Genomic DNA, 18612 nt, shown 5'->3' with positions numbered 1-18612 from the left:
TTTTTAAAATGGCTTGGCGAGATGCCAAAGCCAGCAAAGTGCGACTGCTATTATTTATGGCTTCGATTATTCTGGGCATTGCAGCGGTCGTTTCCATACAATTGTTCAGCACCAATTTAAAGGATAATATACAGCGCCAATCAAAAGCGCTGATGGGTGCCGATTTTAAAATAGACTCGAAACAAATTCCTACGGAACGGGCTCAGGCCATTATAGATTCGTTACAACCCGGTGCTTATGAGGTCAACTTTGTATCCATGGTGGTTTTTCCAAAAAATGGTGGTACCAAATTGGTAAAGGTACAGGGCTTGGACGGCAATTTTCCCTTTTACGGAGACATTGACACCGAACCACTAACGGCTGCAGAAACTTACCAAAAGTCGGGCGGCGCATTAGTAGATGCTACATTAATGCTTCAGTTTGATGTACACCCCGGGGATTCCATAAAAATTGGCGAACTGACCATTCCTATTGCAGGGGCATTAAAAGCTATTCCCGGAAGCACGGCCATTTCAAGTTCTGTGGCACCACCGGTAATCATTCCCTATCGCTATATTAAAGCTACAAATCTGTTGCAATTTGGAAGCCGAAAGGAATATCAATATTACTACAAGGTACAAGATACGGTCAACTTAAAGCGACTTCAAGACCAACTGGAACCTGAACTGGAGCTAGAAAATGCGGACCTGGACACGCATACCAGTACTACCAACCGTTTAGGCCGGCGTTATGACAACGTGGGCAAATTCTTGAACCTAGCAGCCTTTATTGCCTTGCTTTTAGGGTGTATTGGTATTGCCAGTTCCGTTCACATCTATATCAAAGAGAAATTAAAGGCCATCGCCGTTTTAAAATGCATGGGGGCTTCAAGACTTCAAAGTTTTCTGATTTTCTTAATTCAGATAGGCGGAATAGGTATTGTTGGAGGTCTTATCGGCTCCTTGATAGGTATTGGTGTTCAAGAGCTATTTCCATACCTGCTTAAGGAATTTTTACCTTTTGACCTTGAAATTACCATTACCGCACAACCGCTGATTATTGGTGTGTTGCTCGGGCTATTTATGTCCGTTTTATTTGCGCTTTTGCCTTTATTGAGAACTTGGTACGTATCACCATTAGATGTACTGCGTGTAGATGAAAATTCATCGCAGGAACCGCAATCCATACGGATGCTGGTGTTCGGGACAATCTTGGTATTCTTGTTCTTATTTTCTTTTTGGTTGATAAAGGATGTGAAATTTGCCTTGGGCTTTGTGGGCGGTACCGTGGTTACATTTGCCGTCTTGGCAGTTGTAGCCCTAATTTTTACCAAAATGGTAAAACGCTTTTTCCCCAAGCATTGGAGCTTTACGGCTCGCCAAAGTTTACTTAACCTTTTTAGGCCGAACAACCAAACGGTTGTATTGGTAGTTGCCATTGGCCTAGGAACCTTTTTGATCAGCACTTTGTATTTTACAAAGGATATTTTGCTGGCAAAGGCAGAAATTGGCCAAACCTCCAAAAATGCGAACATTATTATCTTGGATATACAGCCAAAGCAGCGCGATTCCGTAGCAAGAAGTATTAAGAACAAAGGTTTTCCCGTTCTCAAAGACATTCCTTTGGTTACTATGCGCATGCATAACATTAACGGCACATCTGTAAACGAGCTCAGAAAAGATACTACACACCAAATTCGCCGTTGGATATTGAACCATGAATTTAGGACTACTTACCGTGACTCACTTGCGCCTTCCGAGGAATTACTAGAAGGCACGTGGACGCCTGGGGTAAAACAGGGTGAGCCCGTATTTATTTCCATTTCCGATAATCTTGCCAGAGACGCAAAACTAAGTATTGGAGATCCCGTTGTTTTTAATGTACAGGGTGTTTTAATGGAAACCACCGTAGGTAGCATACGTGAAGTAGATTGGGCGCAGATGCAGCTTAATTTTTCCGTGGTTTTTCCTAAAGGGGTTCTGGAGCAGGCGCCACAGTTTAATGTTTTTACCAGTAATATCCCGGACGAAAAAGGTTCAGCATTCCTGCAGCGGGATTTGGTCGCTCAATTTCCGAATCTGACCCTTATCGATTTACGCCAAGTTTCTACGCTAATTGAGGACATACTGGACCAAGTATCCTGGGTTATAAACTTAATGGCCTTCTTTAGTATTTTTACAGGTATTATCGTCCTTATCGGCTCGGTTAGAACTAGTAAATATCAACGTATAAAGGAAAGTGTATTGCTTCGTACATTAGGCGCCAAGAACAACCAGATTTTAAAGATAAGCGCCTTGGAATATGTATTCCTAGGTTTATTAGGTAGTTTGGTGGGAATTGTACTTGCCTTGGTAAGTAGCCTTTGCCTAGCCCTATTTGTCTTTAAGGAGCCTTTTGTACCCTCATTGATACCATTTGTGGTGTTTTTACCGGGAATTACGGTACTGGTATTGGCAATTGGCCTAAGCAATATTAGAACTGTATTAAGTAGTTCTCCTCTGGAAGTACTGCGAAGAGAATCCTAGTAATATATTTCAGCCGAAAATAGAAGCCAACAAAAATCCCCGTGAAGACTATGTTCACGGGGATTTTTATTTTGTTTTAAAGAATCTTTTATCGCTACTCTTCTTACTTATCGTTTATTTCAACCAACTTATCATCACTCCATTCTCCCCCCGCAACTAAATCGCCATGGGAGTCAAAGAATTTGCCTGTTCCGCTGCGCTTGTCCTCTTTCCATTGACCGGCATATTTTTCACCATTGGGCCAATAGTACGTTCCAAAACCACTACGTTTGTCATTCTTGTATGTACCAATATAGTATTCGCCGTCAGGCCAGTAAAAAGTACCTTCGCCCTCACGGTTATTATTTACCCACTGCCCTTCATACCTGCTTCCACTGTCTAAAAGAGCAATGCCGTAGCCATTGGCCTTTCCGTTTTTTACTTTTCCTACGTAGTGCATAAAATTGCCCTTGGCACTTTTAAATTTTAGATATTCCCCAAAAGACCTATCCTTCATTTGGCGCTTTAGACGGGCCAATTGTACCTTTGTTTTTTCCAACGTAAAATTTAGGGAATCGTATTTACGAACCTCATTTACCGAAGCTATCGCTGGTTTCGGCAGACTGTCAAATTCCGCTTTTAAAGAATCTTCTTTTGGTCGGGCTTCGGACTTCGCTTGCGCCAATTTCTGTGCCAATGCAATGCGTAACGGGATTCCCATTTTATTTTCTTCCTTCACTTTTAAAGAAGCGGTATAGGATTCTATTGCCGTATCGTAGTTACCCGCCAGAAGCATGGAATCTATCAACGCCAATTTTTCATACTCGCCAAGTTCCTCGGAAATCTGGCCTTGTTGCTCCTGCATTTCTTCCAGTTGCTTACTTAGAGAACTAGACTTGGTAAAATAGAACACGGAACTACCAATAGTTACCGCCAGAATCAAATAGAGAATGATATTCTTTTTCATGGTTTTCTTCATTTTACGTTTTAGATACGCATCAATCGTCCAAATGGATTTCTGGTAATTTTTTTTTAACCCTTCTAAAATCAGGCGAATAGTACATGTGAAAACGTAAGGTCCAAGCCTGCTTATAATATCCGGCATTGGTAAAATCCTGCCCTTGCGAGTACATTAATCCCGCTGCAAATGTTAACCTTGGTGTGGCAATGTACCCAAAGGTGGTGGTCAATCGCAGGTCTTCCATGGGGCTGCCCACAACTTCTTTTCCACTTTGCATAATCAATTCCGCTTCCGGGGAAACATAAAACGTTTTGGGTTTAAGTTTGTGACTGTTCAACGGAACTTTGGCCCGGAACATATAACGCCATCGGTTTCTAAAGATGTATTCGCTATTTTCTTCGAAACCCTGTGTCCAGCGATGCTCAATTCTGATACGGTGATAGATCATTGCCGAATATAACGGCATGGCAAATTGGTATTGGTGCCAAATACGCCACTCGGGAACTACGTTTCTATCTTCTGAATCCTCATCCGTATTAAAATTAATGCGCACTACCCCACCCAAACTAAAATTCACTTTTTTAGAATAGATATACCCAATGGCATGACGGTTATAAATCTGACCAATTTGGCCAATAAACGGTGTATCCTCGGTTTCTTGAAAACGAAAATGGGTCTGTGCATCCCAAAACAAACGTTTTCCTATTCGGATTTTACCATACGTATTCACCCAAACTTTGGTGGTTGGGTCCTTATATTTTGAATACGCAGGTAATTCTACTTTTTCCTCTTCCTGAGCGACTACACTATTGGTTACGACCAATAGAATAAGTACGAGCCAAATAAAATTGAATTTTCTACTTTCCATTTCTATTTTTCTTTGGCGATTGATTGCTCATGGAGCAGTTTCATAACTTCTTGCGGATTCTTCTCCTTACGCAACTTGCGTTCTAATTTTTTGGTATCTCCCTCCCTAAGCTTTACCATACGCTTATTGGTATGGGTTATTTGCTCCGTAAGTGGTTTTACCTTTTCACAATTTACTGCTGTAGCTTCTTCTAAAAAATGGGGTATCAATATTTCGTTATAGGCAGAGGTAATACGTTTTTTTACACCTTCTTGCATAACCGTGGCCATAAACGGATTCCAAATGGCATCCTGGTAGAGTTCTTCTATTTCTAAAGATGTATGGGGAAGGTCTCCCAAAACGCCTGTTAACTCGTGTAATTCGGCCAGGCATACCTTTAACTTGTTTCCAAAAGCCAATTTCTTTTCAGGGTTTTTCAACAAAGCATAATCCCCAAGTAACCCATCTGCTAGATTCTTCAAGTTTTTCAAAGGAGCTTTGTAATCCAGAGTAAGTTCCGGTTGCAATGAATCTATTTTTTGAACCAAACTGTCATTAGCCGCAATCAAATCCTTTTCTAGTCCGTTCAGTGCTTGTAGGCGCGCTTCGTTCGTTAATCTATCGGATAAGGACTCCATAAGCTCTTGCAGGCTGAGTTTCGCATATTTGGCTATTGCCGAGACCGTTTTAGTGGAGTTCCCGTTAAAATTGAATTCACCTGTATTGGCAAGCACAAAAGTTCTTAGATTTTGGGCCGTATCCATTACAACTTCAATTTTCGTATTGGGTTTTCCGGAGGGCCACAATTGCTGCATCAATTTAGGAAGCTCCATATATTCCAGAATATCTTCCTCCTTGTACTTTACAAAAGTGCTGAGCGGTTGCAGAAAATCGACATTTATTTTTTTGACCACTTCATATCTGTACTGTGCATCGGCATCGGAGCGACGTACAATATTCAAGTGACTGTTATTTAAAAGGGTATCACTTATTGCTTGAGCAGCTTTGTAGTCTCTTGCTATCTGATTTATGGTCTTCATCTGCAAAGAGTCCAACTCATAAAACGGAACCTTTACCTTAAAATTGGGAGTAACGCTGGCTGGCCCCATTTCATTGAGGATATCATTCAGCTTTTTGTAATAACCATTGTTCTTGGACAAAAGTTCGGAAACCCCACCCGAAAAGTCTACTGATCCATTTGAAGAAATTGTAGCTTTCAACAGCTCTAAATAACCAGGATTTAAGGCTACAACCTTATACGTTTTGTCCGTTCCAAAAACTGGAATCCGATTTGTTAAACCATCCGTTACGGTTACAATTTCTTTTAACACGCCTTCTTCAAAAATCCAGTTTTCCGTATCATCTATAGCATTGGCCCTGTAAGATGTCCACTCGTCATGTGCCAGTCCGTTACGCAAAAACCGACCTATAAGTACGGTACTATCATTTTCAATCTGAAAGCTTTGCTGGGGTATTCCGTTTTGAAAATTGATTACACTTTTAAAAAGAGTCTTTTCAACCTCCGAAGATTTTATTTGGTTTACCTCATACGTCCATTTATCGTTAGGTATCCCATTTACAAGCTTCCCTTTAGATTCTTCTTGACGGCCACTTATAAATACCCGGTACTCGTACCCTACCAGTTTGCTTTCACTCTCTGTTTGAAACTCCCCAAACTGAAAATGCCAAGGACCATTGGGCGTGCCCTTGTCAAAATTTCCATCAATAAGAAAAGAAGTATCTTCTTTTTCAACTAAAGCTCCAAGATTGCTACTTTGGAGTTGAAACGTACCATTGTAAAGGGTGTCTTGTTCCTGTACTACATAAGAGTAATTTGCTTTCCCCTCATAGCCTCCCACTTGCAGTGGGCCACTGTACTGCTGCTTCTCTTGTCCATAAGACTGGTACAGGAAACCTAGGGAAATAAAAAGAACAAGCCGTTTTTTTAAATAAGTCATCCGGCGTAATTAGGTATTTTATTGGTTAGTCTTCAGGGTAAAATACGGAGCTTACCGCCTTATGGATGTCTGGTCACGGCCTTTTTGACAAATACGGAAGGGAGCACGTCTATTTTTATGGATTCATCAGATATTCAACCACTTCCGTTAGAAAACAGAGTGAACTTGCTTAGTTTCAAACGGATGCAAAAAAACATCAATCACACTTAAACACTTAATAAGGACCTCTTTCTTAAGATTATTATCAAGCCCGAATAATTCTGTTAATTCCTTTTTTTACCTTTATCTTTCTAAACTGCCCTAGCCGGTATTTTTACTTTTTCAACAAAAGAACTATACCAATTGAAACATACAGGGCAGTGAGTTTACCAACAGTTTAAAAGAAAACATCATGCAGAAAATAGCTATTTTATATCAAGCCAAACTCCCCCCAGTTAAAGATGGCGTACAGAAACCCATGAAGCCTGGCGGCTATTCAGATAGTGGGGCAGATATTGCTTGTGAGCTATATAAAAATGGTGTGGAAATTGTAACGCCTGTACACCGACCCAACATAGAAACAGATTTGGATTGGGTTTTTCCGGACACTAAGGAGGGTATTCAAAAAGCTCTGGATAAGGGCGCCAACACATTTTGGCTGAATACCGTTTTATACAAAGACCATGATGTAACACACTTTTTTAGTCGCGATATCAAGTTTGTAGGACAGCTACCTGAGGAGGTAGATATGTATGATGATAAATTTTTTACGAACGAAATTTTAAGGAAAAACAACATCGCCATTCCAAAGACCCAATTGATTTCAAGTGAAAATTTAACGGATTATTCCCTTGAAATGGATTTTCCTCTGGTCGTTAAGCCCCTACGTGGCAGGGGCAGTCAAGGTGTCTCCCTAGTAAAAGACCCTAAAGAACTGGACCTTAAACTTAACGAGATTTTCTCAGACGAAGAGTATGGCAAGCTTGTGTATGTAGAAGAATTTTTAAATGGTCAGGAAATTACGGTAACGGTAATGCCTCAGGGCACTTATACCATCAATGACCAGGAAGTAAATTACAAGAACCCATGGTGTCTTCCGGCCGTTAAAAGATTTAACCATAAAGACGGTATTGCCCCCTATAACGGGACGGTTGCGGTAATGACAAACAGTAGCGTTCTGGAAGAGGATGAGTTGAATTCAAAAGAAATTCAAAGGGCATACGAGCAATGTGTAAAAGCAGGCGAACTATTAAATATTAAAGCACCCATACGAATAGATTGCCGTGCGGATATAAAGGGTAATTATTTTTTATTCGATTTGAATATGAAGCCCAATATGACCGGACCTTCAAGACCCAACAGACAAAATCAGGATAGTTTGACTTTACTGGCCGCACGAAAAATAGGTTGGAGTTATATAGATTTATTGAGAAATATGCTTAGACAAGCTTGGAAACCCCATAGCCGACTATAATTAACTATGCAGATCAAAGAATTAAAAATATACAGTTCGCATCTTAAAGAACAAATCCACTTTTACACCAATGTTTTAGGGTTGACTGTAGTACAGCATACTGAAAAGAATGTTGTCTTTCAAATGGGCAAATCAATGCTCAACATAGAATACAAACCAAAAACAACACCCTACCATTTTGCTATAAATATTCCTTCAAACAAGGAAATTGAAGCGTTACATTGGGTAAAATCAAAAGTGGATATATTGATGAATGGCAGCCAAGAAATACAGGATTTTGAATTTTGGAATGCCAAGGCCATTTACTTTTATGACAGCGATCAAAATATAGTTGAGCTTATTGCCCGAAAAAATTTGAACAATTCTTCAGAACAAAAATTTGACACTAATCAATTAATTGAAATTTCAGAGGTAGGTTTGCCAACCAAAGACATTGAAAAAGAATTCATTCAGCTAAACAATAGTACTGGCATTGAAATCTTCGATGGTGATTTTGACCGTTTCTGCGCTATTGGTGACGAAAACGGACTTTTTATATGCATCAACAAAACAATAAAAGATTGGTTCCCCACTAATGACAGGGCCTTTTCTTCCGATTTTGAAATTAAACTAACCGAGAAAGGTAAAACCTACCGAATTGCCTATAAGAATGAAAAAATACAGATGATTGAAGGGTAATTTATTAAATCCAGGGTATCTCAATGAAATTAAAAACAACCTTAATATTAGAGTTAAAATCCTTTGTTAAAACAAGTTAACCGATTTTGATTCTTCTAGTTTTTAATCAGTTCTTTAACAGGAAGAATATGATTTCATTTCCCGTTAGTACAGGTCAATAGCCACACATGATTATAAATGAAATAAAGTGCAAATAGTAACCCCGCTTCAAACAAGCCACGTTACTTACATAAATTTAATAATCAAATGTTTACACGGAATTTCAAAATGTATGAATGGTATGAATTTACGTACAAATGGCGAATTTCTCTTAACGAGCTCGTGCTAATTTTAGTGATATTAGAAGGCCTTATTCAAAAAAAAATAGAATATATAATTATGAGTTAATACGGACTCAACTCTCCGGTTCTTATGTTTACACTAAAATTTTCTGAGGGCTCTCCTACCATTTGCTTTTTAAATATTGATGCGAATTGCTTTAGTAAAAGTTGCTCATCATTTTTGTTTTCTTGGGACCATTGGTCCAATAAAAACTCATACGCTTTTAAATGTGTAGCATCAATGTCTCTTTTAGCAAGTTCGTCTCCGTTCCTAAACTTGTAAAAGTCAACAATAAGGTCCATTCCTTGCCAAGATGAGAAATCTTCTATGGTCAATTCTTCTTTTTGAAGCTCGGTTTTAATTTTCTCTTCGGAATTTGAAGCGGTCAAAAGCTCCCAACCATTTCGGTTGAGCAACTGCTGAACGAGTTCTTCCGGCCAATCGCTAGGTAAGAATCGTAAGCGTACCAATTCTTGCAAGTGCGTTTTGGTATAGTCTAAATACGAAGCCGTGGAAAGGATATCCTTTTCCCATACCTCATCGGCAAAATGAGAGGCTAGAAAATCATGTTCCCTTTCATACGCATCAAAGAAGATATCGTACCCTTTTACCTCATCCAGAACCACGGTTTCCACCTTCATATGTTTCGGGTTCTTGATCGTAATAATTTTATACGCGGGTACGTAGGCCGCCAAAGACGGACTCTGAATGTTCACCAACGTATTTCCCCTTTTTGTGGTGAACACCCCTGTATCGTTCAAATGCATATGACCGCCCACATGCACTTTTAGGCCAATATCGGCAAAGGTCTCCCCTACCAAATCCGACGGAATGCGGTGTGCTTGAAAGGCCTTTTCACCAAATAAGGCAGCGATGTCTTTGGAAGCACCATCGTTAAATTCCACCATGGGGTAATGACTATATGCGATAAGGGTTTTTCCCAGTCGGTTTGCTTCTTTGACAACTTTTTCCGTCCAGCGGATAAGATGTTTTTTGTGTGTTAAAACTTCGTTGTAACCAATTCCGGCATTACTAAAACCACCATTTTCTTTTGGAAGGTATACATTGGCATCTAAAGCCAATAACCAAAGCCCTTCTACGGGCTCCACCACATAACTAACATCTGGCAGAAGCACCTCAGACGTCTCTAAACGGTAATTTCTACGCGCCAAATCAGAAGCCGTTTTAGCTTTTTCAAAAGTATACTCTTCAACCGAATATTCAGAAAACGGAGTGGACCAAAAAAGATAGTTCTCTTTTGGAAAAAAGCCATGGTTACGCAGCTCTTGCACCATATCTGCATAGCCCCACTCTTGTAAATCGGCCACCACTTGGGTTGGGTTTTGATATTCCTCATTCGCCCTGTATTTTCCAATCTCACTCATGATTGGTTGGGCTTTCCCATTCGCACCTAAAAAATCGGACTTCCCTCCTTCATCACCAAAAGGAGTGGTTGGGTCGTGATTTCCGTTAATAAGAAAGAATTCTATATCATATTCGGCAGCGTAGTGGTCCAATATTTTTCTTAGACCTTTTATGTGTAATGGCTGACCATCATCACTAAAATCACCTGGCAAAGCAATGGTTTTGATTCCTTTGACCACCGCATCATCCAAAGCGGCAAAAAAGGCAAAATAGTTCTCGTTGAAAAGTCGGGTAGAATGTAATTGCGCATTCATAGTTCTTAGTAACGAACTTCGGTTTTGCACACTATCATAAATGCCTTTAAAGTCGCTCTCGTCTAAATTCGGATAGACATCGGCAAAATGTATATCCGCCATAAAAGCGACCTTAATTTCTTTCTGTGAATTCTCCTTTTGAGATGGCTCTGTTTTACATCCGTAAAAAGCGAAAACCAACAGGTAGGGCATTACTTTTCTAAACATTCTTTTTTTACTCTCGGATTCTTTCGTAACTGTCGTTTTCAAAACTAACTTTAAAATCGGACTTAAAAAGCGTGCTGGGCAAGTAATAATCAGTAGTGATTATTTGTGCACCCGATGCTTTTGCTTTTTCAAACCGATTGTAATCATTATCCCTAGCTTCTTGAGTATTGGCATCTGCACGCGTGCGCACCATGTACCCCAAACTCACCAATTTTTTAATTTGCTCAAAACTCTCAATTGGGTCGTTTAGAATCCGAAAAGCAGCAGTTGGGTTTCCTTCTTCTTGATTGACAAACAAAGCAGCTCCCTTTAAATTGGGGTAACTGGACAAATAGGTTTCCATTTTTTTTCCACCTTCATCCAAAACAAATAAAAATCGATTACGTACTTTGCTCAATAACGGCCAACCTTGTTCTAAAACTGCTTCTTCCAAGGTATCAAAATCACCCCGTACCAAATCTGGGGTCACCAACCGTTCTGAGGAAAAAACCGCTAAGATTTCCGCATTCAAATTTTTTAAAGCTTCCACATCAAACGGTAGTGGTTTTCTGGTGTTTGGTATTTCACCATCTTTTGTATTGATAGTTATGATAATAGGGTTGTGCCCTTCATTGGCATCGGACCACGATTTTAGCTCCTCTAAAGCTTCCTTAAACACCAATTGATGGCTTCTAAAGTCAATTTCCTGCACATGAAAAACTTTGAGACCAGGTGTTTGTAGCTTTATCTCCTCATCAAAAGGCTTTGGTTCGGCACCGGCAGCTTTCACGATTTCCAATCCCTTTGGGTTAGAATAATACCCACCTTCCGGATCATGAAAAACATCTAGTTCCAAACTGCGCAAACCTAATTCTAATTGTTCCGAAAGAGTAATATGCTCATACTCCAATCCGGACATAGCAGGATTCTTTTGCAACAAATACTCAAACAACGGTTTTTCAATGGCCACCTTATAGCTGTTGTGGCTACCAATGACCTGAATATCTGTCATCTTAAGGTTCCCTTTTTGTTCCGGCAATGTTTTTTTCACGAAAAATGTCGTCAATACCAATGAGATTAGAAGGTAAATAGTTTTCATATAGACTGGATTAAGATGTGTTCTCTTTAAATTAATTTTTAAATCTTGATTTAGTGTGAAAAAAAGCGGCAAGAAAGTTTATTTCTCGCCGCATCTCCTTTATTCTTATAAATGAAATTAATAGCCAGGATTCTGCACCAAAAAGCCCTGCTCACTTGAAGCTCCATCCATAGCTTTTTGAGGAATAGGAAACAATCTCTTGTTTACATCGGTATCGGTCTTACCTGTCCAACTATCTTCATATTTACCGAAACGTATTTGGTAATTTCTTCTGAAACCTTCCCAATACAATTCAAATCCGGTTTCACGGAACAAGATATCCAAATCAATGGCATCCAAAGGCTGTGGAATCTGCTCTGGGCGCGCAGTTCTTGATGTTCTTAAAGTATTGATATCCGCCAATGCACCAGCATTATCGCCATTTCTCAATTTCGCTTCGGCACGCATCAAATAAATCTCACCCAAACGAATCAAAACCAAGTCTACGCTACTGTTCGTACAACAGTTTGGTGCGGTATGACTGAACTGGTATTTTGAGAAACGGTAACCTGTGTTGTGCAAACTACCTTCATCAGAAAAATCAACTTCTAGATTATGATCTACATAACGAATGTCCGCACCACTACTTCTTTTGTTGATAACAGGATAAATTCTTACCGTACCGTCATCACAAGTTAAAACATTGCCGCCTTCATCTTTTCTAGGTCCCCAAATAATACCACGAATGATACCACGGTCTACTTCAAAATCTTGGGCTTCCACACAGTAATAGTGTTCTGAATCATTAGTAGGGTTCACTCCCGTTAAATCTTGAAGTTCCTCAGGAATGATAGTATTCGTTTGCGAGAAACGGGCATCGGCATCCGCTGGATCAACATCGCCGTAGGCATCTACCCATGTTTGATAAAAATCAGAAGTAGCCGCTACCGCATCTGTACCACGTGTACTTGGGAATTCAGGTCTTGGAATCTGATCCCCGGACATTGACCAATAAGCCCAACGGCTGTGCTCCGTTTGTAAAACCCCTCTTTGATCCAGCGCAAAAATAAGCTCAGGATTGGTGTTGTTATCGTCATTGAACAATTCAAAATACTCTGGAGACAATGCATACGGTCCGGAAATGATATCGCTGGTATACTGGATAACCTTATCCATATCCTCAGTGGTGAAATTTGGTGTTCCGTAAGGGTCGCGATAAACGGCAGCATTCAAATACAAACGGGCCAATAAAGCACTAACGGCATCTTTATTCAAACGGCCCGGGCCTTTTTCCGTACTGATAACATCAACAACGGATAAAAGTTCACCTTCTATATAATCTATAGCATCTTGCCCCCTTAAAATTGCAGAGATTTCCTCTGAACTGGTTTTCTTAAAAACAAGACCCCAATTATCTAAAGTAAGCATATTTAAATACGCTTTCATGGCAATCATTTCGTACAATGCCGCTTGCGCTTCGGCATCACCAGCTTCCGCTTCTGGACGCAACCTTTCTTCTGCCAAAACCGCTCTGGAAATGGTCAAAGTAATATTCGTCCAAGCATCGGATACCAAGCCATTACCGGGCGTCATAAGGTGTTGGTGAACCGCAATAAATTTACCACCGTCAAACCAATCCGTTCCACCACGATACGGAAGTATACCTTCATCCGAAGCTACTTCCTGCAGTCCAAAATTAACGGTGTGCAACCATACATTTCTAAGCATACCATATACTGGAGCAATAGACCCACTAACGACTTCGGCCTCACCGGTTCCGGTCAACGACTCGTCAAGAATCTCTTCTTCTAGATCCGTACAGCCAAGAAATGCGAGCACCATTATAGCTACCGGCCATATTCTATAAACTATTCTATTTTTCATTTTATTTTGTTTTTCTAAGTTATATAAAAGCTATCGTTTGTTTTCCTTTTAGAACGTTACGTTAAGACCTACCATGAACGTTCTTGCTCTTGGGTATGTAAAACGGTCGATTCCAAAAGTTTGAATTCCACCTTCTGTTGATCCTGTATTTACTTCTGGATCAAACCCTGAATAATCTGTGATTACAAAAAGGTTTTGACCGGTAACCGAAAAACGGATATTTTGTACGGCATCTCCAAATCCGATTTTATCCGGATTAAGATTGTAGCCCAAAGTGGCATTGTTCAACCTTAAGAAGGAACCATCCTCCAAGTAACGTGTAGATACAGTATTAGAGTTATTAGGAGACTCACTTGGAAACTCTGTAGCAAAATCAGTACTGTTATTGGATCTAGACAATTGTGCCTTGCTAAAAAGGGTCATAGTGGTATGGTTGTAAATCTCGTTACCGGAAACCCCGTTAAAATTCAAACCAAGGTCTAGCTCTTTGTACTTAAAGTTCATGTAAAAAGCATAGATTAAATCAGGAATAGCACTACCTACAACACTACGGTCATCATCTAAAACTTCTCCATCTCCATTAATATCTTTAAACTTGTTTAGACCATCTTCCCCAATACCATCAAATGTTAACATGTAGAAAGCACCAATAGACTCATTATTGATGTAGCCGTTAATGGTAGCATCCGTTTGACCCGAACCTTGGGCGGCGCCTGTTGTCAATACCGAATATGGCGAATCTTTTACCTCATTTTGAATGTAGGTAATGTTACCTCCAATGTTATACGAGAAATCTCGTGTAGCATCACTATTGTAATCCAAGCCAAATTCTATTCCTGAGTTGTGGATTTCCATATCCTTAATATTGCTCCAATAGGTAGATGTAGGTTCTACCGGGTCTGCAGGAACAACTTCCAACAAAATATTGGTAGACTTTTTATTGAAGTAATCCAAGGTACCGGTCAATCGATAATTGAAAAGTGCAAAATCTATACCCAAATCTATTTGAGTAGAAACCTCCCATTGTAAATCTGGATTAGCCAAACGTGTAAATACAATTCCGTATGGATACCCATCTATAGAAGTGGCATCGGTATCAATTGGATAAGTGCTTAAACTCTCGCCACCTGTTACCAATCTATCTTCTGCAAAACTAGCTTTTGTGATTTTTGAAGGAATTTCTTGGTTACCCGTTTTACCCCAGCTGGCACGAATTTTTAAATTATCGAACATTGAGTTAGCCATAAAAGCTTCATTGCTAATATTCCAACCCAGAGCAAATGATGGAAAATATCCGTACTTGTTGTTCTCTCCAAATTTTGAAGAACCATCCGCACGAAAAGTAGCCGTAGCTAAATACCTATCATCATAGGTGTAGTTCAACCTTCCAAAATATGACTGCAATTCATTTTTTTCAGCTGCAGAACTTACTGAGGTAGGGTATTCATCCGTACTTGTCTGATCTTGGTATTTAGGTTCTATATTGTTATTCGCAAAACCTCTATATGAAAATGTTCTAGTCTCATCTTCGAACTTCTGGTATGAATGCCCCGCTAAAACAATTAGGTTGTGCACATCATTTTCCCAAGTGTAAGTAAGTGTATTTTCAACCAGTTGATTGGTATTGGTACTGATTTCACTTTCCAGCGACCCGTCCGAAACATTAGACTCGTTCACAACAGATGGAAATGGCCTATATTGTCTATCTCTGTTAGTAGCGGAGTAATCAACACCAAGGTTTAGTTTGTACACAAAGCCATCTACTAGAGTTACAGATGGAGAAATACTTGCCAAAATACGGTTGTTGACAGAAGTATCGCTATAAAGTTCATAACGCGCAACTGGATTTAAAGCGTTGGTGTTCAACAAGGTTGGTTCACCGTTGGTGTATGGGGCAATTGTTGGGTTTAAGCTCAACATATCGCTAATGGTAGAATTGATGTCCGGCCTCAAATTTTCGGTGTGGGATGCCGTAATATTATAATCAACGTTTAACCGACCATCAAACGCTTTTTGGTTCATGTTCAGTTTTCCCGAGTATCTTTTTAAATCACTGTTTTTCAAAATACCTTCTTGATCTTGATACCCTGCGGATGCGAAATATGAAAACTTCTCACTTGTAGCTCCGCTCATTGAAAAGTTCACGTTTTGCGAAAGTCCGGTTTGGGTCAATTCATCTTGCCAATCGGTGTTCGCTCCAAAATTTTCAAGCGTTCCGCCAGCGGCAACCACCTCTCTCCTAAAATCATCGGCACCAAAAACATCTATCGTATTTGCCATAGAAGACATTGCCGAAGACACAGAAAAGTTCATTTCGGTTTTCCCTGATTTTCCTCTTTTGGTCGTAATAACCACAACCCCGTTTGAAGCTCTAGAACCATAGACCGCAGTGGCACTGGCATCCTTTAAAACATCGATACTTTCAATATCATTGGGATTCAAAAAATTCAATGGGTTGGTGGCAACACCTGTAGAGGAATTATCCAATAAAAACCCATCTACAACATACAATGGCTGCGTACCTGATCGTAAACTCCCAATACCTCTAATAATGACATTTTGAGATGCTCCAGGCTCACCACTTGTGGCAGCAATATTTACCCCAGCCATTTTACCTTGTAAAAGTTCGCCAGGATTGGCAACCACACCTTGGTTAAAATCTTCACTTTTTACAGAAGCGATAGCACCTGTGATATCAGAACGCTTTTGCGTACCGTAACCTACCACCACCACATCTTCTAATTGTGTAGCATCTGGATCAAGTTGTACGTTTAAATTGGATTGGCCGTTTACGGATACTTCTCTAGTTGAGTACCCTAAATAAGAAACAACAAGCACAGCATTTTGAGAAGCGTTGATAGTATAGTTACCATCAAAATCTGTGGTAGTTCCGTTGGTGGTTCCTTTTTCAAGTACGGTCGCACCCGGTAACGGCGTGCCAGTTTCATCTGTAATAACACCGGAAATAGCTTGTTGTAGAGGCTCTAAGCTACTGTTAGTTGACACTACCGTAGTTTCTTTACTATTAATAGCTAACGAATCGGATGGACTGGTACTGAACCCCGCCCACGTTACGAACCATACCGAAGCACAGACGATTTTTGAAAATCGAATTTTTGAATACATAAATTAAAGTGTTGAATTATTTAGATTGCTCTACATTTCAGAGCCTAGTTTAATAGGTTCTTTCTTGGCGCAAAACTATTTTATTTGAAGACTGGCATTGTTAAGACACCTTTAGGAATATATTAACTACCCTCTAACGTTTTGGCCTAATGTTAGCAGATTGTTACCTTTTTTGTAAGGCATCAAAAAGCAAACAAACAGCATAGTCTTTAATCAACTTATTACGATGAAATATCTTACAAAAACTAAATGTCTGTTTTTTTTGAAGCTTAAGGCGGTTGAAATTTTTCTATGGATAAAGTAGTTCAAGACGAGGCCTTCATATTTCTTTTATAAATTGTGGTCCTAGCTAAATACAGAATATTAACATAGGTATCACCTCCCCCCAAAACCAACAGAGCAACGTTAGAAAAATCAGTGCGAATAAAAGTTTGGTAACAAAAGAAGGGACAAACAAGGTCCTGCGCCCAAAAGGTTTACCTAAAATGTGATAAACGAGGGTAATTTTCGTAAATAGAAGAATTATGGCGCATTAAAGTGTCTCAGAGCTAGAAAAAATGAAGAAGCTGAAAAAATGACAATTCACCGTTGAAAAAAATCTTGCCTCTTACTTGAGCTTGAACCGATAGATTTTGCAAGGCATGCAAAAAAAACATCTGATACGGTCGCTAAAACTTCAGATGCTTAATAAGGTTATGAAAAGACATTTAAAATGGTATCTCGTGATTCAATACCCGGGTAATGAAAAAGACGGTCAAAGAAATGACCAAACAAACTATTCCTGCTAAAACATCCTCATTCTCTACCTGACGTATAAGTTTATTATACAGACCTTTCATACCACATAATTTTCTACAAAATTCCGTTTAAATGGAGATGAACAGGCAGAAAATCGATAAACGGAGCGTCTAACGGGTTAAGGTTTATACCCTATTTACATCATCTAAAATTATGTGCTTTGTATCGACTTTATTGTTTTTAAAAGTTAGAACCACAAAACAAGGTAGCTAACATCTATATATAGCCTTAGAAGAAACGAGGTGACTTTAATCGGTTCAATCGAGAAATCCATTGGTAACGCAGGAATATCTCATGTGTACCCGTGTTATAATTGCCCAAACCACTAGTGGAATAATCATAGGCGTAACCAATGTTGAACTGCGGCGAAATCTGTAAACCGAAAACACCGGCCAAAGAGTCGTCCCATCTGTAGTTGACCCCTAAAGTGAATTTTTCGTTGAACATAAAATTCGCAGATAGATCTACCGAAATTGGCGCTCCTATTACCTGTTTTACGAAGAAAGAAGGTTTGAATTTTATTTGATCGTTCAAATCCATCACATAGCCTCCAATGAAGTTAAAATGAACCTCTTCATCACTGGTCTGCTCAATTTCATTATCATAATGCTCCGAAGGAAATAGATTCGGTACCGAAAAACCAAAATAGGCCTTTTCGCTATAATAGAATGCACCGACACCAATAGACGGAAACAATTTACCTTTTATATTTTCATTAAATTGAACATCATCCGCATCTCTTCGTATACCACGGGAAAAGTCCAAATTAAATACCCGAACTCCCGCTTTCAGTCCTAATCCGAGTCGGTCACCCCTTTGGTTGATTACCAATTGGTGGGCATAGTTACCATCTACATACGTTTCTGTAGCCGGCCCCAATTCATCTTGAATCAAAGAAAGGCCCAATCCGTCAAACTTTCCCACAGGGGTATCCATACCAAAGGTTATGGTTTTAGGCGCACCTTCAATACCTGCCCATTGGGTTCTGTACAAAGTCAACAAGGTCAAATGCCCCCTTGAACCTGCATAGCCCGCATTTACACTCAGCGGATTGTATTGGTATTGCGTATACTGAGGATCTTGCTGACCCCAAACGCAACCCGTAACGAACCACAGGCAAATGCATATTTTAAATAAATGATTTACTTTCATTTTGTCTT

11 protein-coding genes are annotated in these 18612 nt (G+C 39.7%); 3 read left to right on the top strand and 8 right to left on the bottom strand.

Annotated elements, in window-relative coordinates; translation table 11 throughout:
* Positions 1–8 precede the first annotated feature (8 nt).
* Positions 9–2504 (top strand): ABC transporter permease, encoded by a 2496-nt coding sequence (locus Q4597_RS06815; protein WP_303405543.1) that lies wholly within the window; start codon positions 9–11, stop codon positions 2502–2504.
* Positions 2505–2607: 103 nt separating this feature from the next.
* Here Q4597_RS06815 and Q4597_RS06810 read toward each other — a convergent pair whose 3' ends face one another.
* The 3 genes from Q4597_RS06810 to Q4597_RS06800 are packed head-to-tail and all read right to left on the bottom strand — an operon-like array spanning position 2608 to position 6249.
* Entirely contained in the window at positions 2608–3450 is an 843-nt protein-coding gene (locus Q4597_RS06810; RefSeq protein ID WP_303405408.1) for an MORN repeat-containing protein, read from the bottom strand.
* A gap of 31 nt (positions 3451–3481) precedes the next feature.
* Entirely contained in the window at positions 3482–4312 is an 831-nt protein-coding gene (locus Q4597_RS06805) for a DUF2490 domain-containing protein (RefSeq protein WP_303405406.1), read from the bottom strand.
* Between the two features lie 2 nt (positions 4313–4314).
* A complete protein-coding gene (locus tag Q4597_RS06800; RefSeq protein ID WP_303405405.1) occupies positions 4315–6249 on the bottom strand; it encodes a hypothetical protein in 1935 nt (644 codons plus the stop codon).
* A 391-nt stretch (positions 6250–6640) separates the two neighbouring features.
* On the opposite strand from Q4597_RS06800, the gene Q4597_RS06795 reads away from it, so the two are divergent.
* Together Q4597_RS06795 and Q4597_RS06790 are read left to right on the top strand one after the other, a co-directional pair.
* Positions 6641–7702, top strand: a complete 1062-nt coding sequence (locus Q4597_RS06795) for an ATP-grasp domain-containing protein (protein ID WP_303405404.1) — start codon at positions 6641–6643, stop codon at positions 7700–7702.
* A 6-nt stretch (positions 7703–7708) separates the two neighbouring features.
* A complete protein-coding gene (locus Q4597_RS06790) occupies positions 7709–8380 on the top strand; it encodes a VOC family protein (protein WP_303405403.1) in 672 nt (223 codons plus the stop codon).
* A 383-nt stretch (positions 8381–8763) separates the two neighbouring features.
* Here the strand turns inward: Q4597_RS06790 and Q4597_RS06785 are convergent, their stop codons facing one another.
* The 5 genes from Q4597_RS06785 to Q4597_RS06765 form a co-directional block, all read right to left on the bottom strand.
* Positions 8764–10587 (bottom strand): metallophosphoesterase, encoded by a 1824-nt coding sequence (locus Q4597_RS06785; RefSeq protein WP_303405402.1) that lies wholly within the window; start codon positions 10585–10587, stop codon positions 8764–8766.
* A 7-nt stretch (positions 10588–10594) separates the two neighbouring features.
* Positions 10595–11665, bottom strand: a complete 1071-nt coding sequence (locus tag Q4597_RS06780) for a phosphatidylinositol-specific phospholipase C1-like protein (protein ID WP_303405401.1) — start codon at positions 11663–11665, stop codon at positions 10595–10597.
* A 117-nt stretch (positions 11666–11782) separates the two neighbouring features.
* Positions 11783–13528, bottom strand: a complete 1746-nt coding sequence (locus tag Q4597_RS06775) for a RagB/SusD family nutrient uptake outer membrane protein (RefSeq protein ID WP_303405400.1) — start codon at positions 13526–13528, stop codon at positions 11783–11785.
* A 48-nt stretch (positions 13529–13576) separates the two neighbouring features.
* On the bottom strand, positions 13577–16654 hold the full coding sequence (locus tag Q4597_RS06770) for a TonB-dependent receptor (protein WP_303405399.1): 3078 nt from the start codon (positions 16652–16654) through the stop codon (positions 13577–13579).
* A gap of 1026 nt (positions 16655–17680) precedes the next feature.
* The gene (locus Q4597_RS06765; RefSeq protein ID WP_303405398.1) at positions 17681–18604 is read right to left on the bottom strand and encodes a type IX secretion system membrane protein PorP/SprF; all 924 of its coding nucleotides are present in this window, start codon (positions 18602–18604) and stop codon (positions 17681–17683) included.
* Positions 18605–18612 lie beyond the last annotated feature (8 nt).

The sequence above is a fragment of the Zobellia sp. 1_MG-2023 genome, assembly GCF_030549125.1.
Lineage (GTDB): Bacteria > Bacteroidota > Bacteroidia > Flavobacteriales > Flavobacteriaceae > Zobellia > Zobellia russellii.
Note: the sequence above shows the minus strand (reverse complement) of the source record. Positions and strands in the feature narration are given on the sequence as shown.

Excerpts from the sequence above, each read along its gene's own strand:
- Q4597_RS06815 (WP_303405543.1), top strand. The coding sequence starts at position 9 with ATGGCTTGGCGAGATGCCAAAGCCAGCAAAGTGCGACTGCTATTATTT.
- Q4597_RS06810 (WP_303405408.1), bottom strand. The coding sequence starts at position 3,450 with ATGAAAAAGAATATCATTCTCTATTTGATTCTGGCGGTAACTATTGGT.
- Q4597_RS06805 (WP_303405406.1), bottom strand. The coding sequence starts at position 4,312 with ATGGAAAGTAGAAAATTCAATTTTATTTGGCTCGTACTTATTCTATTG.
- Q4597_RS06800 (WP_303405405.1), bottom strand. The coding sequence starts at position 6,249 with ATGACTTATTTAAAAAAACGGCTTGTTCTTTTTATTTCCCTAGGTTTC.
- Q4597_RS06795 (WP_303405404.1), top strand. The coding sequence starts at position 6,641 with ATGCAGAAAATAGCTATTTTATATCAAGCCAAACTCCCCCCAGTTAAA.
- Q4597_RS06790 (WP_303405403.1), top strand. The coding sequence starts at position 7,709 with ATGCAGATCAAAGAATTAAAAATATACAGTTCGCATCTTAAAGAACAA.
- Q4597_RS06785 (WP_303405402.1), bottom strand. The coding sequence starts at position 10,587 with ATGTTTAGAAAAGTAATGCCCTACCTGTTGGTTTTCGCTTTTTACGGA.
- Q4597_RS06780 (WP_303405401.1), bottom strand. The coding sequence starts at position 11,665 with ATGAAAACTATTTACCTTCTAATCTCATTGGTATTGACGACATTTTTC.
- Q4597_RS06775 (WP_303405400.1), bottom strand. The coding sequence starts at position 13,528 with ATGAAAAATAGAATAGTTTATAGAATATGGCCGGTAGCTATAATGGTG.
- Q4597_RS06770 (WP_303405399.1), bottom strand. The coding sequence starts at position 16,654 with ATGTATTCAAAAATTCGATTTTCAAAAATCGTCTGTGCTTCGGTATGG.
- Q4597_RS06765 (WP_303405398.1), bottom strand. The coding sequence starts at position 18,604 with ATGAAAGTAAATCATTTATTTAAAATATGCATTTGCCTGTGGTTCGTT.